The sequence below is a fragment of the Enterobacter cloacae complex sp. R_G8 genome (assembly GCF_024599795.1).
Classification (GTDB): Bacteria; Pseudomonadota; Gammaproteobacteria; order Enterobacterales; family Enterobacteriaceae; genus Enterobacter; species Enterobacter dissolvens.
The window spans coordinates 4,700,995-4,715,103 of sequence record NZ_CP102246.1 but is presented as its reverse complement, the minus strand read 5'-3'; the positions used below and the strand labels follow the sequence as shown (position 1 = coordinate 4,715,103).

Annotated in this window: 14 protein-coding genes and 1 tRNA gene; 5 read left to right on the top strand and 10 right to left on the bottom strand. The window is 52.5% G+C overall.

Features of this window, described 5'->3' with window-relative positions:
* Position 1: 1 nt before the first annotated feature.
* The gene (locus NQ842_RS22265) at positions 2-739 is read left to right on the top strand and encodes an SDR family oxidoreductase (RefSeq protein ID WP_050859779.1); all 738 of its coding nucleotides are present in this window, start codon (positions 2-4) and stop codon (positions 737-739) included.
* 36 nt (positions 740-775) lie between these two features.
* Here the strand turns inward: NQ842_RS22265 and NQ842_RS22260 are convergent, their stop codons facing one another.
* The 3 genes from NQ842_RS22260 to NQ842_RS22250 form a co-directional block, all read right to left on the bottom strand.
* Entirely contained in the window at positions 776-1,897 is a 1,122-nt protein-coding gene (locus NQ842_RS22260) for an HD domain-containing protein (protein ID WP_257256341.1), read from the bottom strand.
* 102 nt (positions 1,898-1,999) lie between these two features.
* The gene (locus NQ842_RS22255) at positions 2,000-2,467 is read right to left on the bottom strand and encodes a FidL-like protein (RefSeq protein WP_046887422.1); all 468 of its coding nucleotides are present in this window, start codon (positions 2,465-2,467) and stop codon (positions 2,000-2,002) included.
* Positions 2,460-3,188, bottom strand: a complete 729-nt coding sequence (locus tag NQ842_RS22250; RefSeq protein WP_257256340.1) for a winged helix-turn-helix domain-containing protein — start codon at positions 3,186-3,188, stop codon at positions 2,460-2,462. The genes NQ842_RS22255 and NQ842_RS22250 overlap by 8 nt, the downstream gene beginning before the upstream one ends.
* Positions 3,189-3,356: 168 nt before the next feature.
* On the opposite strand from NQ842_RS22250, the gene NQ842_RS22245 reads away from it, so the two are divergent.
* A complete protein-coding gene (locus tag NQ842_RS22245; protein WP_014830351.1) occupies positions 3,357-3,677 on the top strand; it encodes a FaeA/PapI family transcriptional regulator in 321 nt (106 codons plus the stop codon).
* Between the two features lie 366 nt (positions 3,678-4,043).
* Here the strand turns inward: NQ842_RS22245 and NQ842_RS22240 are convergent.
* From NQ842_RS22240 to aspA, 6 genes are all read right to left on the bottom strand, one after another.
* A tRNA-Phe gene (locus tag NQ842_RS22240) sits at positions 4,044-4,119 on the bottom strand.
* 119 nt (positions 4,120-4,238) lie between these two features.
* On the bottom strand, positions 4,239-4,814 hold the full coding sequence (locus NQ842_RS22235) for a transcriptional regulator (RefSeq protein WP_096927890.1): 576 nt from the start codon (positions 4,812-4,814) through the stop codon (positions 4,239-4,241).
* A 48-nt stretch (positions 4,815-4,862) separates the two neighbouring features.
* The gene (locus NQ842_RS22230) at positions 4,863-6,563 is read right to left on the bottom strand and encodes a protein-disulfide reductase DsbD (RefSeq protein ID WP_257256339.1); all 1,701 of its coding nucleotides are present in this window, start codon (positions 6,561-6,563) and stop codon (positions 4,863-4,865) included.
* Entirely contained in the window at positions 6,539-6,862 is a 324-nt protein-coding gene (gene cutA / locus NQ842_RS22225; protein ID WP_257256338.1) for a divalent cation tolerance protein CutA, read from the bottom strand. The genes NQ842_RS22230 and cutA overlap by 25 nt, the downstream gene beginning before the upstream one ends.
* 113 nt (positions 6,863-6,975) lie before the next feature.
* Positions 6,976-8,277, bottom strand: coding sequence for an anaerobic C4-dicarboxylate transporter (locus tag NQ842_RS22220; RefSeq protein WP_014830355.1), 1,302 nt, complete (start codon positions 8,275-8,277; stop codon positions 6,976-6,978).
* Positions 8,278-8,393: 116 nt separating this feature from the next.
* On the bottom strand, positions 8,394-9,830 hold the full coding sequence (aspA, locus tag NQ842_RS22215) for an aspartate ammonia-lyase (protein ID WP_014830356.1): 1,437 nt from the start codon (positions 9,828-9,830) through the stop codon (positions 8,394-8,396).
* 335 nt (positions 9,831-10,165) lie between these two features.
* On the opposite strand from aspA, the gene NQ842_RS22210 reads away from it, so the two are divergent.
* Positions 10,166-10,630 carry an FxsA family protein gene (locus tag NQ842_RS22210; RefSeq protein ID WP_050859783.1) on the top strand — a complete coding sequence of 155 codons (465 nt, stop codon included), beginning with the start codon at positions 10,166-10,168 and terminating at the stop codon, positions 10,628-10,630.
* Positions 10,631-10,666: 36 nt separating this feature from the next.
* Here the strand turns inward: NQ842_RS22210 and yjeH are convergent, their stop codons facing one another.
* Positions 10,667-11,887 (bottom strand): L-methionine/branched-chain amino acid transporter, encoded by a 1,221-nt coding sequence (gene yjeH / locus NQ842_RS22205; RefSeq protein WP_050859784.1) that lies wholly within the window; start codon positions 11,885-11,887, stop codon positions 10,667-10,669.
* A gap of 178 nt (positions 11,888-12,065) precedes the next feature.
* Between yjeH and NQ842_RS22200 the strand changes: the two genes are divergently transcribed.
* Positions 12,066-12,359 carry a co-chaperone GroES gene (locus NQ842_RS22200; RefSeq protein ID WP_003855929.1) on the top strand — a complete coding sequence of 98 codons (294 nt, stop codon included), beginning with the start codon at positions 12,066-12,068 and terminating at the stop codon, positions 12,357-12,359.
* Positions 12,360-12,390: 31 nt separating this feature from the next.
* On the top strand, positions 12,391-14,037 hold the full coding sequence (gene groL / locus NQ842_RS22195; protein WP_014830359.1) for a chaperonin GroEL: 1,647 nt from the start codon (positions 12,391-12,393) through the stop codon (positions 14,035-14,037).
* Positions 14,038-14,109: the final 72 nt, after the last annotated feature.

Below are 14,109 nucleotides of genomic sequence, written 5' to 3'. Positions count from 1 at the left end.
GATGGCAAAGAGATGGATGTTGATCACCGGCGGCAGCAGAGGAATCGGACAGGCTTTGGTGAGCCACCTTCTGCCCGAGTGGAACATTGTGTTTACTGGCCGCAATGAGGCCGGAATTGGCCGTACGCTGGCGCAGGCGCAAGGTCTGCACACGGCAACCTGGGTAAAAGGTTACCGCTGCGATGGCCGCGATGAGGCGGATGTCCAACGGCTGGCGACGTCGCTACTTGACGAGTTTGGCGCACCAGCGGCCATTGTACACAACGCCGGAATGACCCGTGACGCACTGCATATTCATCAAACGGCACGCGACTGGCAGGATGTGCTGACGAACAACCTGGTTGCGCTCGTGAACTGGAACCGAACGCTTTTACCCGCCATGATGATGCAGGGGAGCGGAGCCGTAGTATTGATGTCGTCCGTAACGGCAATAAAGGGCAATAGCGGCCAAACGGCCTATGCAGCCAGTAAGGCCGCAATGATTGGCCTGACGCGTTCGCTGGCGCAGGAGATGGGACGCTTTGGCATTCGGGTTAACTGTCTGGCGCCGGGACTGATTGAAGGTGAAATGGTTGAGGCTATCCCTGAAGCCCGCCTGAAAGCCATGCGGCAGAGCATTCCCTTACGCCGTCTGGGGCAAACGCAGGACGTTGCGCACGCTGTTGCCTTTCTGGCCGGAGAAGGAAGCCGCTATCTCACCGGACAAACGCTGGTGCTGGACGGAGGGCTGTCAGCCTGAGTTAAGGCAGCCGCGAGAAGGGCGACTTCCCGCGGTTCATGACAGGGTCAGTTGATTAATTCGCTGTACCAGAGCGCGTCGTTCTTTGACCGACTCATGGAATATCTGTAATAAAATCGCACTGTGTTGCTGCACGATACCCGCCAGCGCGGGGGTGATTTCCGCCGTTTCACCTACCCGGGCCTTAAATTCGGATGATAGCGTGACCCCCTGAAGTAACGAGGCCAGCCAGATGCTGGCTTTGATAATCGTCACTTCCGGCGGATAAGCGGATTTTGCATCTACGGATTTCTGGAGCTGACACCACCCTGCTATGTCTCTTATTGCCTCAATAGGATAGAGCTCATCCCAAACTGCTTTTCCCTCATCGGCCTGTGCCGGTGTGGCGCACAGGGCCAGGTTCGGGAGATTATGCAATAGCCCTCCGATTTCAATCTTTAAACACTGCACGGGAGGAATACCCATTTCTCTGGCAAGGTATCCCGATATTCGCCCGACCACCAGAGAGTGTTGAACCTCATGTTGACTGAATCCATCTATAATAAACGCCAGCATACCGGCGATATCGCGAAAATTGTGTAATGAGAGGGTGTCGTTATGAATGCGGGGGATTTCTTTAATATAATCGTCAAACTCTGTTGATTGAATTCTTAGCCAAAAATGATCCCTGCTTGCGACCCTTTGGAAGGCATGGATATAGTCAGGTTGAAACAGGTCATTCTCACCGCTGACAATAATTTTTATAATTTCTTCTTGTGCGGTGATGACATCGCTGGCCCGGTAGTGAGAGATTAATACATCCAGACGATCGGCCAGATAGATGATATGGCTTTCTTTCGGGGTTTTAACGCCATTAACACACGCTCCCCAACCATTATTCCATTGGGTATGATGATATCGCACAATGGCATTCAACGGATTCAGTAAAGGTACACTGGCCAGCAATTCCGCCCCCACAGCAGCGTGGTTATTGAGTTCATTATCGTAATAGCTCATAGGCTGGAGGCGAGACTCTTCATTCAGTCCTCCAATATCATGAAGCAGGGCCGCCAGCAGGGTTTTCCGACATTGCGCTGGCGTAAACTGCGACTCTCGTGCCAGGAGCCAGGCAATATACGCCGTTCTGACATGATGCAAGTTAAGCCGAGGGTTGATCATGTCTATTATTTTTGAGATGCAAGCCAGTGATTCTATTAAGTTTATATTCATGATATTGAAAATTTAACTTACGCTGTGCTTCGTTAAAGAAAACCACACAAATTATTTTCGTTTGCAACCATACTGCGGAAATGTGTGGTTACCAAAGAGTAATGTATTATTATTGAATTGATTGAGGTAAATTATTTTGTCGTCTGGCCCTTTGCCAAATAATAAATTTATGGCGACAGTGTCATCAATATTATCTGTGTTGTCGCGCAGGGTACGAACGCTCGTGACTTGATATAAATGCGCGCTGGGGTTGAATTTTTTGTATTTTATCTTGAGCGTTCGCGAAATAATTTGGTTTTTATTGTCATGAGAGAGTAAACCATCGATATTCATGAGGATATGATCGTTCGCCATGTTGATAAAAATCAGCCCTTCAGCATGGACACTTTTTCCGTTAATGTTTTGTACGACAGAAAATTGCGATTCGCAGGAGAAAACAGCGGGGCTGGTAAATGAATACATCCCCCCCGCCAGGAAGAGAGCGAGGCAGAGCAACAGGAAAAAGACGCGCTTAGACATTGTTTTTTTCTCTGTAATAAAAACTTTCGCAGTTACCGTTATCACACTCAACGAGTAGCAATTGTATAATGTTACCTAAGGTTCCATTTATCTGCTTCTTGTAAAGGTACAGTTCTTTTGGCTGCGAACAGTCGAATGGTTGTGTTGTAAAATGAAAGCTATTTTTTACATCCCATAGCGACAGTGCGGGGGATGTAAAAATGATGCATTGGTCATCAACTATTTTATGTACGTTATTCCCTGAATCGACGGTGTGAGGCCTTATTACTAAAAGGATTGACACAATACCTAGCGCGATTATTCGGGCTATCCTTTCAAACACCGAAGGAGGAGGGGGGTTGCGCGTGGCTTCTGAGGCTTTTTCTTCCAGGAACGGGGTACGATACTCGCGGTCGTTATGGATGATGACATCATCTGCAATCTTAAAACCAATGCGGGGAATGGTAGTGATAATCTCTTTTTCCACACCCAGGTCGTTCAGATTTCTGCGTAACGTTGAGATATATTGATTGAGGTTACTATTTGATGCTCTGGCGCCGTACTGATCAAACACGGAATGAAAAATTTCACTTCTGGACAGGATATCGCCGCGGTGATTGAGTAATTCTGCTAATAGACGCGTCGATGTCTGAGATAATTCAACGCAATCCCCGGTAAGCACATTAAGGAGAGATGCATCCTCCGTATCAAAAGTGATAAATCCCTCAATATCGTACCTCATATCCCTCTCCTCCCTAAGCCCTACTTTTCTCTCACATACCGACTGTTTTTGATAAAACAGTATGAAAGCCAGATAAAAACCCTGTTTTTACTTTCATTTGAAGCTAATGTTGCTGGTTGAATCAAGGGATTTCATACTGCTAACTCCTTCAAAACTCAGGAGTCGACAATGAAACTCTCACTGTGTTCATACAACCCGGAGGCTGTACATCCAGGCTACAACGCACCTCACGACAATCTGCAGATGTTAGCGGCGGAAATGGGAATAAGTGGTCTGGCGATGATCAGAGGGCCGGAACAAATGTTGATTCTCAATTTACTTAAAGATCATAGCACGCAGGGACTGTCCACGAGGGAGCTTGCCAATCTGTGCGGTATTTCAATTTATAAAGTTAGACACTTACTTCTTCCGCTGGAAAAATATGGCCAGGTTATACGGGATAAAATGCAAAAGCATCATCAGTGGTTTTTGTCAAAGGATGCGACATAATTACATTTGCATTCTAACAAGGGGTATTTTTATTTGCAACAATGGCACGGAAGTCAAATAGATATATCTAAGACTTTTGAAAAATACTAATTATAATCTCGCGGGACCTTAAGAAAATTCCCAATAAATGTATTAACGTTTCTGTATTAATACTTATGAATCCATGTTTTTTGATTCAAAATAATATTGTTGTATTGCAGCTGAATGCCCTGCTTTACGTTCGAGTGAATCATGCACCGAGGGGCCATGGAGAGTAGATGAGGAAGCGTGAATAGTTTGACGTTGAAAGTCATCTGAGGGGAATGCCCCCCGGTGTTTTGGCGCTGAAAAGCAAAAACCCAGCCATAGGCTGGGTTCTTTAAATAGTGGTGCCCGGACTCGGAATCGAACCAAGGACACGGGGATTTTCAATCCCCTGCTCTACCGACTGAGCTATCCGGGCAACGGAGCGCATTAAACCGCAATCCCACCCGATCGTCAACACTATTTCTGGAAAAGCTGTTCAACTGCTTAAGTTTGCGGCAATGTGCTGACTTCTGAAGCAAACAGGTCAAATTACGCTTACGTCAACGCGCCGCCCATACGGCACTGGGCAAAGCGCAGAATGTCCTCTGCCAGGCGGTGAGCGGTATCCACATCGGCCTGACTCCGGTTCACCAGCATACGGCTCAGGCAGCCTTCCAGCACCAGCTCCATTTGCTTCGCCACCATAGCCGGGTCATCCACTTCAAGCGTGGTCAGCAGCTCGTGGGTGAAGTCGTGCGCCGCGCGTTTTTGCTGATCCGCCAACTGATGGATGGGATGGCCGGGATCGGGGTAGTACGTGCAGGCGGCGATAAACAGACAACCCGGATAGCGGTTGTTACTTACACATTCCGTCAGCGCAGTATAGCGCGCCAGCAGCTTCTGTTCGGCGCTCAGCTCTTCATTCAACATCAGCTGCCTGCGCCAGACATCAACCTGCTGGCTGAGATAGCGCAGGGCATCATAAAGCAGCGCCTCTTTATCGGGCCAGAAGCGCGTAAGCTCATCCAGAGGGTAATCGATACGGTCGGCTACCATCTCAAGCGTGGTGCTGGCGATCCCTTGAATCTCAAGTAATTGCAGGGCTTGTCCCAGTACGTCTTCGCGTTGCACGGTTCTCTCCTCCGTTATTCCCAACGGTTGTCCCGTTTAAAGTGTTGTTTACGGTTGGCGATCGCGCAAATGCGCGCTGAAAGCCGCCGCGTCCATAAACCCGGTTACACGCTGTCCCGGCTGTTCTTCACCCTGTTCATTGAAGAACAAAATGGTTGGCAGGCCGAGCACGTTAAGTTGCTTCAGCAGGGCTTTATCCTGCGCATTGTTGGCGGTCACGTTTGCCTGAAGCAGAACGGTCCCGTTCAGCGCGCCCTGCACCTGCGGGTCGCTAAAGGTGTATTTTTCAAACTCTTTGCAGGCGACACACCAGTCTGCATAGAGATCGAGCATCACCGGTTTGCCGTGCGCCTGCGCCAGGGCGCTGTTAAGTTCATCCACGTTCTTAATCTGAGTGAAATTCAGATGCGCCTGGGTCTGACCCACGGGGGGGCCAAATGCCCAGTCCTGTAGCGGACGCACGCTTACCAGAGCGCCAGCGAGCAGGAGGATTTGCACCAGACGCATCCAGACTCTTTTTGCCCCCAGACTGACGATAAATGCCCAACTGAAGAACGCCACGCCGAGCATCGCCCACAGGCGCATACCCCAGACATCACCGACAATACGCTCCAGCAGGAATACCGGCAGCGCCAGAATGACAAAGCCAAACGCGGTTTTCACCGTCTCCATCCACGGCCCGCTCTTCGGCAGCAGGCGGTTACCAAAGACCGTGACCAGGATCAGCGGCAGACCCATCCCCAGCGCGTACAGGTACAACGTACCACCGCCCAGCCACATATTACCGCTCTGGGCGATATAGAGCAGGATCGCGCTGAGCGGTGCGGTAGTGCAGGGCGAGCAAATCAAACCGGCAATAGCCCCCATCGCAAACACCCCACCTGCTGAGCCCCCCTGTTGGCGATTGCTGAGCAGCGTTAAGCGGGTTTGCAGGGAAGACGGCAGTTGCAGGGTGAAGAGGCCAAACATCGACAAGGCCAGCAGGATAAACACCACCGACAGGCCGATAAGCACATAAGGATGCTGGAGAGCCGCCTGGAATTGTAAGCCGGCCGCCGCAACCACGAGGCCGAGTGCCGTATAGGTTAACGCCATTCCCTGCACGTAAATAAAGGCCAGCAGCAGCGCGCGGGTGGTGGTAAGACGCTGCTTTCCGCCCAGCACTATTCCGGAGATCAGCGGGTACATGGGCAGCACGCATGGCGTGAAGGCGATGCCGATACCAATCAGTAAAGCCCAGAGGGCGGAGAAAGGAAGGCCTGCAGCAGGCTCACCTTCACGTTTCGCCTCTGAAGGGGGAGGGGCAACGGTAGCGGCAGACGCGTTAACTTCGCTGAGCGGAACGATCTTCGTCTCAGGGGGATAGCAGAATCCGGCATCGGCGCACCCCTGGTAAGTGACGGTAAGCGTGGCGCCTTTATCCGCCTGATTCACCGTGACGGGCACGCTTAAACGCTGGCGATAGATTTCACTTTTGCCGTAAAACTCGTCCTTGTGCCATTCGCCCGCAGGCAGTTGCAGCGCGCCCACGCTTGCGTGAGCGGGTGTGATACTGACCTGCTTACGGTACAGGTAATAGCCCTCTTTCACCTGCCAGGTGAGGTTGAGGTCATGCTGATTTTGCTGGAAATCGAAAACGAATGCCTGATCGGCAGGAATAAAGTTCGAACGGCCGGGCGCGTCAAACAACCCGGCAAAGACTGACGTGCTGCACAGCAGCAGGATCAGCGTAAGGAAACGTTGAGCCATGAGAGATAATCGTTATCACCGTTGAGCACTGGCAATACCAGCAGCTCCGGGGTTTGGTAAGGATGATGAGATTTGAGGCAGTCGAGGAGCGCCTGCTGATTTGCCGGGTTGGTTTTGAGCAACATCTGGACTTCATACTCCTGCTCCAGTTTGCCCTCCCAGTAGTAAAGGGAAGTCGCTCCGGGGAGAAGTGTCACACAGGCGGCCAGTTTTTCGGCCAACACTTTAGCGGCGAGATCCTGGGCGGAAGCTTCATCAGGGGCGGTACACAGTACGACAACAGCATCAGGCGTGTTCACAAGTCGACCTCCTCATCACGAAAGGGATCACTATATCACGCAAGGCGATTGGTCATTAATGAAACGGGCCGCAGAGCGGCCCGATTTTAACTATTTTTACAACAACGCGCGGTTTACAGCACGACGCCGCCGATGATAAAGCCGAGGATCACGCACAGCGTAATGGCGACCACACCCGGGATCAGGAACGCATGGTTAAACACATACTTACCGATGCGGGTTGAACCGGTGTCATCCATTTCAACCGCCGCCAGCAGGGTTGGATAAGTGGGCAGAACGAACAGGGCAGAAACGGCAGCAAACGAGGCAATGGCCGTCAGTGGCGTTACGCCCAGCATCAGCGCTGCAGGCATCAGTGCTTTGGTTGTGGCGGCCTGAGAGTAAAGCAGTGTCGCGGCAAAGAACAGCACCACAGCCAGCAGCCATGGGTAGTTATGGAGCAGGTCACCCGCAACGGTCTGGATATCACTGATGTGCGCTTTTACGAAGGTATCACCGAGCCATGCCACACCCAGCACGCACACGCAGGCGCTCATACCGGATTTAAAGGTGCTGGCATTCAGCACTTCACTGGTATCGATTTTACAGGTGATGCTGATCAGGGTGGCGATGGTCAGCATGAATACCACAATCGCTTCGTTACGCGGCAGAACCGGGTTCTGAATGAGGCCTACTGTGTCACTGATGGCCGTGGCGTAGAACATTACCGCCACGATACCGATCAGGAACAGCACCACGGAGCGTTTCGCATGCGGCTTCAGTTCGAAGACCTGGCTACCGCGCAGGCTCACTTCGCCCTTGGCCAGACGTTCCTGATAAACCGGATCGTCTTTCAGTTCAGCGCCGAGGAAGTTACACAGCACGGCGGTGATCATGACTGCAATCAACGTCACCGGAATACAGATCGCCAGCAGCGTCAGATAGCTCACGCCCATGGGTTCCAGGATACCGGCGAAGAACACCACTGCCGCGGAGATAGGCGAGGCGGTAATCGCGATCTGGGAGGCCACCACCGCAATAGAGAGTGGGCGAGATGGACGGATACCCTGTTCTTTTGCCACTTCGGTAATCACCGGCAGCGTGGAAAAGGCAGTGTGACCGGTACCGGCGAGAATGGTCATAAACCAGGTCACCAGCGGGGCAAGGAAGGTAATGTATTTAGGATGACGGCGCAGCATACGCTCCGCCAGACTCACCAGGTAGTCCATACCGCCTGCCACCTGCATGGCGGCGATAGCGGCAATAACTGCCATGATGATTTCGATAACGTCAAACGGGATTGCGCCGGGTTTAATCTGAAAGATAAGGGTAAGAACGAGCACCCCGAGACCGCCGGCAAAACCGATGCCGATACCCCCGAGTCTTGCTCCCAAATAAATCGCCAACAGGACGATGACGAGTTCTGCTCCAAACATAAGGACCTGCCTTGCTTATTAACAAGTTGATATTGAATTGTTGTATTTTGGTAACGCCTAAAAAGAAAAAAGGCACGTCACAAGTGACGTGCCTTTCGGAAGCTTAGCCTGAACGGTTACTGTTCGCTTTCATCGGTATATCGTTTCGCTTTATATGCCGGGTGCATCAGGTTCTGGGCCGAGAAGATATCGTCCAGCTCGGCTTCGGTCAACAGTCCGCGCTCCAGTACGACTTCACGCACGCTCTTACCGGTTTCGGCACAAATCTTACCGACGATATCGCCGTTATGGTGGCCGATGAACGGGTTGAGGTAGGTGACGATCCCGATGGAGTTGTACACGTAGCCTTCACAGACTTCTTTATTCGCGGTAATGCCGTTAACGCATTTTTCCAGCAGGTTGTAGCAAGCGTTAGTCAGGATGTGAATGGATTCGAACATCGCCTGGCCAATCACTGGCTCCATGACGTTCAGCTGCAGCTGACCGGCTTCAGAGGCCATGGTCACGGTCGTATCGTTACCAATAACCTTGAAGCAAACCTGGTTCACCACTTCTGGCACGACCGGGTTCACTTTGGCTGGCATGATGGATGAACCGGCCTGCAGTTCAGGCAGGTTGATTTCGTTCAGGCCAGCGCGTGGGCCGGAAGAGAGCAGGCGCAGGTCATTACAGATTTTGGACAGTTTCACCGCCAGACGTTTCAGGGCGCTGTGTACCATGACGTAGGCGCCGCAGTCGGAGGTGGCTTCAATCAGATCTTCTGCAGGTACGACCGGCAGGTTAGAGACTTCAGCCAGTTTCTGAACCGCCAGTTGCTGATAACCGTCCGGCGTGTTCAGACGCGTACCGATGGCGGTAGCACCCAGGTTCACTTCCAGCAGCAGCTCGGAGGTGCGCAGCAGGTTTTTCGTCTCTTCGTTCAGCAGCACGTTAAACGCGTGGAATTCCTGACCGAGGGTCATTGGCACCGCGTCCTGCAACTGGGTACGACCCATTTTCAGAATGTCCTGGAACTCAACTGCTTTGCGCTGGAAGCCGTCGCCCAGCTGGTTGATGGCGTCGACCAGTTTCACAACCGAGGCATAAACCGCGATGCGGAAGCCGGTTGGGTAGGCGTCGTTGGTGGACTGACATTTGTTAACGTGATCGTTCGGGTTCAGGTACTGGTATTCACCTTTCTGGTGACCCATCAGCTCCAGGCCGATATTTGCCAGTACTTCGTTGGTGTTCATGTTGACGGAGGTACCCGCGCCGCCCTGATAGACGTCAACCGGGAACTGGTCCATGCATTTGCCGTTGTTCAGCACTTCATCGCAGGCCGCGATAATCGCATTTGCCGCGCTTTTAGGAATGGTTTGCAGCTCTTTGTTTGCCAGCGCTGCCGCTTTCTTCACCATCACCATGCCACGGACAAACTCAGGAATGTCGCTGATTTTGCTGTTGCTGATGTAGAAGTTTTCAATCGCTCTCAGAGTGTGGACACCGTAGTAGGCATCCGCTGGAACTTCCCTGGTACCCAACAAGTCTTCTTCGATACGAATGTTGTTTAACATGTGAACCTTCTTTTCAAGCTGCCGATGGATTGTACTAAACACACAGTATTTATGTGGTTTTGAATATTTTCTGACCGACGATTATTCCCTCAATCGGCCAATTGCTCGAGATCATATGCTGATGATAGCGAATTGCCGTAAGCTGGATCACTTATTATCGACCCGATTCCATGATAATTATTAATCTGTGAAATGGGTCACCGCTTTAATATTTCCAAAAAAAATATCCGTGCAAACCGATTGAATTTTAGCTAACCGTCCTCATCTCTTACAGACGCGTGTCGCGAACACATTCAGACAGGGGCCAAAAGGCACCTGCCACACAGGAGACGCCAGTGCGCTGGATACCGTTTATTGCTTTCTTTCTCTATGTTTACATTGAGATTTCCATTTTTATCCAGGTCGCCCATGTGCTGGGCGTCCTGCTGACGCTGATTCTGGTGATTTTCACCTCCGTCATCGGCATGTCGCTGGTACGTAATCAGGGTTTCAAAAATTTCCTGTTAATGCAGCAGAAGATGGCCGCAGGCGAGAGTCCGGCGGCCGAGATGATCAAAAGCGTATCGCTGATTATTGCCGGTCTGCTGTTAATCCTGCCGGGCTTCTTCACCGACTTCCTCGGTCTGCTGCTGCTGTTGCCGCCGGTGCAAAAACACCTGACCCTGAAGCTGCTGCCGCATCTGCGCTTTAGCCGGATGCCGGGCGGCGGATTCAGCACCGGGCCTGGTGATACCTTCGAAGGGGAGTATCAGCGTAAGGATGACCAGCACGAACGTTTAGATCATAAAGACGATCGGTGATGTTGTTGCCCGGTGGCGCTTCGCTTACCGGGCCTACTACAGCGCCACCCACAGCCCGGCCAGCATGACGACGGCGTACACACTCTTCCAGCCCACCATCGCCAGTAGCAGCAGGCAAAGCACTCCCCCGACAACCGCCAGTGCTTTATAGCGACCTTTCAGCAGACGACAACCCGCCAGCATGCACAGCAAGTAGATCATAATAAATATGCCGTTGGCGTAGATGATTAGCGCGTCCAGATTGATCTTCAGCGCGTAAATACACAATGTGCTCAGGACGCAACTCCCCAGCACGGTATTAAGCGCATTCAACGGCAACTGACGTTTAGACAACTGCGCAAGACGACTCGCCGGTTTATCGCGCGCCTGTGACCACACCAGCCGCGCAAAGCTCTGGATGTAAATATTCAGGCTGGCAAAACAGGCCAGATAGCCAATCACGCAGGCCACCCAGAGCGCTTTTACACCAAACAGCTCCACCACAATCCCCGGTAGCGAAGCGGCGGCCGCGTTATCTGCACCGTATGCGTCAAAGTGCAGCACCAGCACGGTACAGGCCCAGTACACGGTGCCTGCCAGCAACAGGCCAATCATCAGGGCACGCGGAAAATCGCGCTCGGGATGCTTGAACTCAGAGGCCAGATGGGCGAACGCTTCCAGGCCGACAAAACACCAGAACATGACTGAAAGCGCAGCGAACAGCTGCGAATGATCAATATCTTTCACTGCCGGGAACGGAATTTCTGCCACGGTAATATCACCCGCCCACCAGATTGCGGCAATCAGCGCGACAATCAGCACCGCAACGATCGTTTGCAGGTTGGCGCTGGAACTGGCCCCGCGTGAGCCAACCCACCAGACGAGAGCCAGTGTACCCAGCTCGGCCAGGAGCAGAGCTTCGTCGCGCCAGCCAAAAAGCGCCTGACCAAAACCGGTGGCGATATGCAGCGCCGCAGGCAGACCCACCGGGATCACAGAAAGGAACAGCCAGCCGGTGACACGTTGCAGACGGGGGCCAAACGCCATGCCGACAAAGTGCGCCACACCGCCCGCGCTGGGAAAATGTCGCCCCAGTACGGCGAACACAATCGCGACGGGGAAGACGAGCACAATCAGCACCGGCCATGCCCACAGGCTGTTATTTCCAGCAACCAGCGCCGCCAGTGCAGGCACCGCAAACACCCCTGTACCTAACAAAGAGGTTGAGAGCAGACCAACCCCCTGCGCCAGCCCCAACTCCTGCTTGAGTCCACTCATTGACATCGTCCCGCCACCACTCAAAGAGAGGCGATGGTAACACTTTCGCAAATTTTTTTTCGACTGCCCCTTGAAGGGGGAAAAAGCTATCCCCATCTCTCAGGGCACTAGCCGGAAAACCGCGTGCGGCCCGGCGTCATCCATAACTGATAATGACTTTCTCAAAGGAGAGCTATCAATGAGTATTCGTCCGTTACATGATCGTGTGATCGTCAAACGTAAAGAAGTTGAAACCAAGTCTGCGGGCGGCATCGTTCTGACCGGTTCTGCAGCAGCAAAATCAACGCGTGGCGAAATCATCGCTGTCGGTAAGGGCCGCATCCTGGAAAACGGAACTGTGCAGCCACTGGACGTTAAAGTTGGTGACATCGTCATTTTCAACGATGGCTACGGCGTGAAATCCGAGAAGATCGACAATGAAGAAGTGTTGATCATGTCCGAGAGCGACATTCTGGCAATTGTTGAAGCGTAATTTACGCACGAGAATTTGAGGAAATAAGAACATGGCAGCTAAAGACGTAAAATTCGGTAACGACGCTCGTGTAAAAATGCTCCGCGGCGTAAACGTACTGGCAGATGCAGTTAAAGTGACCCTGGGCCCGAAAGGCCGTAACGTAGTGCTGGATAAATCTTTCGGCGCGCCAACCATCACTAAAGATGGTGTTTCTGTTGCACGTGAAATCGAGCTGGAAGACAAGTTCGAAAACATGGGCGCGCAGATGGTGAAAGAAGTGGCCTCTAAAGCGAACGACGCTGCAGGCGACGGTACCACCACCGCGACCGTACTGGCGCAGGCGATCATCACTGAAGGTCTGAAAGCCGTTGCTGCGGGCATGAACCCAATGGATCTGAAACGTGGTATCGACAAAGCTGTCGCGTCCGCTGTTGAAGAACTGAAAGCGCTGTCCGTACCATGCTCTGACTCTAAAGCCATTGCTCAGGTTGGTACCATCTCCGCTAACTCCGACGAAACCGTAGGTAAACTGATCGCTGAAGCGATGGATAAAGTCGGTAAAGAAGGCGTGATCACCGTTGAAGACGGTACCGGTCTGGAAGACGAACTGGACGTGGTTGAAGGTATGCAGTTCGACCGCGGTTACCTCTCCCCATACTTCATCAACAAGCCAGAAACTGGCGCTGTTGAGCTGGAAAGCCCATTCATCCTGCTGGCTGATAAGAAAGTCTCCAACATCCGCGAAATGCTGCCAGTGCTGGAAGCCGTTGCGAAAGCAGGCAAACCGCTGGTTATCATCGCTGAAGACGTTGAAGGCGAAGCGCTGGCGACCCTGGTGGTTAACACCATGCGTGGCATCGTGAAAGTGGCTGCGGTTAAAGCACCTGGCTTCGGCGATCGTCGTAAAGCCATGCTGCAGGATATCGCTACCCTGACCGGTGGTACCGTGATCTCTGAAGAGATCGGTATGGAGCTGGAAAAAGCGACCCTGGAAGACCTGGGCCAGGCGAAACGTGTTGTGATCAACAAAGACACCACCACCATCATCGATGGCGTGGGTGAAGAATCTGCTATTCAGGGCCGCGTTGGTCAGATCCGTAAGCAGATCGAAGAAGCGACCTCTGATTACGACCGTGAAAAACTGCAGGAGCGCGTAGCGAAACTGGCAGGCGGTGTAGCGGTCATCAAAGTTGGTGCGGCTACCGAAGTTGAAATGAAAGAGAAAAAAGCACGCGTTGACGATGCCCTGCACGCGACCCGTGCTGCGGTAGAAGAAGGCGTGGTTGCGGGTGGTGGTGTTGCGCTGGTGCGTGTTGCCGCTAAACTGGCTGGCCTGACCGGTCAGAACGAAGACCAGAACGTGGGTATCAAAGTTGCGCTGCGCGCGATGGAAGCGCCTCTGCGTCAGATCGTTTCCAACGCCGGTGAAGAACCTTCTGTTGTCACCAACAACGTGAAAGCGGGCGAAGGTAACTACGGTTACAACGCGGCGACGGAAGAATACGGCAACATGATCGACTTCGGTATTCTGGACCCAACTAAAGTGACCCGTTCTGCTCTGCAGTACGCGGCTTCTGTAGCGGGTCTGATGATCACTACCGAGTGCATGGTAACCGACCTGCCTAAAGGCGATGCGCCTGACTTAGGTGCTGCTGGTGGTATGGGCGGCATGGGTGGAATGGGCGGCATGATGTAATCGTGCGCTTTATGTCGTAGAATGTGAAAAACCCCCGGGCAGAAATGCTCGGGGGTTTTTCTTTTGGTCATC

Bases quoted from the DNA above. Each gene is read 5' to 3' on its own strand.
- NQ842_RS22255 (WP_046887422.1), bottom strand. From the start codon at position 2,467: ATGTCTAAGCGCGTCTTTTTCCTGTTGCTCTGCCTCGCTCTCTTCCTG.
- aspA (WP_014830356.1), bottom strand. From the start codon at position 9,830: ATGTTAAACAACATTCGTATCGAAGAAGACTTGTTGGGTACCAGGGAA.
- NQ842_RS22200 (WP_003855929.1), top strand. From the start codon at position 12,066: ATGAGTATTCGTCCGTTACATGATCGTGTGATCGTCAAACGTAAAGAA.
- NQ842_RS22250 (WP_257256340.1), bottom strand. From the start codon at position 3,188: ATGAGGTACGATATTGAGGGATTTATCACTTTTGATACGGAGGATGCA.
- NQ842_RS22265 (WP_050859779.1), top strand. From the start codon at position 2: ATGGCAAAGAGATGGATGTTGATCACCGGCGGCAGCAGAGGAATCGGA.
- NQ842_RS22245 (WP_014830351.1), top strand. From the start codon at position 3,357: ATGAAACTCTCACTGTGTTCATACAACCCGGAGGCTGTACATCCAGGC.
- yjeH (WP_050859784.1), bottom strand. From the start codon at position 11,887: ATGAGTGGACTCAAGCAGGAGTTGGGGCTGGCGCAGGGGGTTGGTCTG.
- NQ842_RS22230 (WP_257256339.1), bottom strand. From the start codon at position 6,563: ATGGCTCAACGTTTCCTTACGCTGATCCTGCTGCTGTGCAGCACGTCA.
- groL (WP_014830359.1), top strand. From the start codon at position 12,391: ATGGCAGCTAAAGACGTAAAATTCGGTAACGACGCTCGTGTAAAAATG.
- NQ842_RS22220 (WP_014830355.1), bottom strand. From the start codon at position 8,277: ATGTTTGGAGCAGAACTCGTCATCGTCCTGTTGGCGATTTATTTGGGA.
- NQ842_RS22260 (WP_257256341.1), bottom strand. From the start codon at position 1,897: ATGATCAACCCTCGGCTTAACTTGCATCATGTCAGAACGGCGTATATT.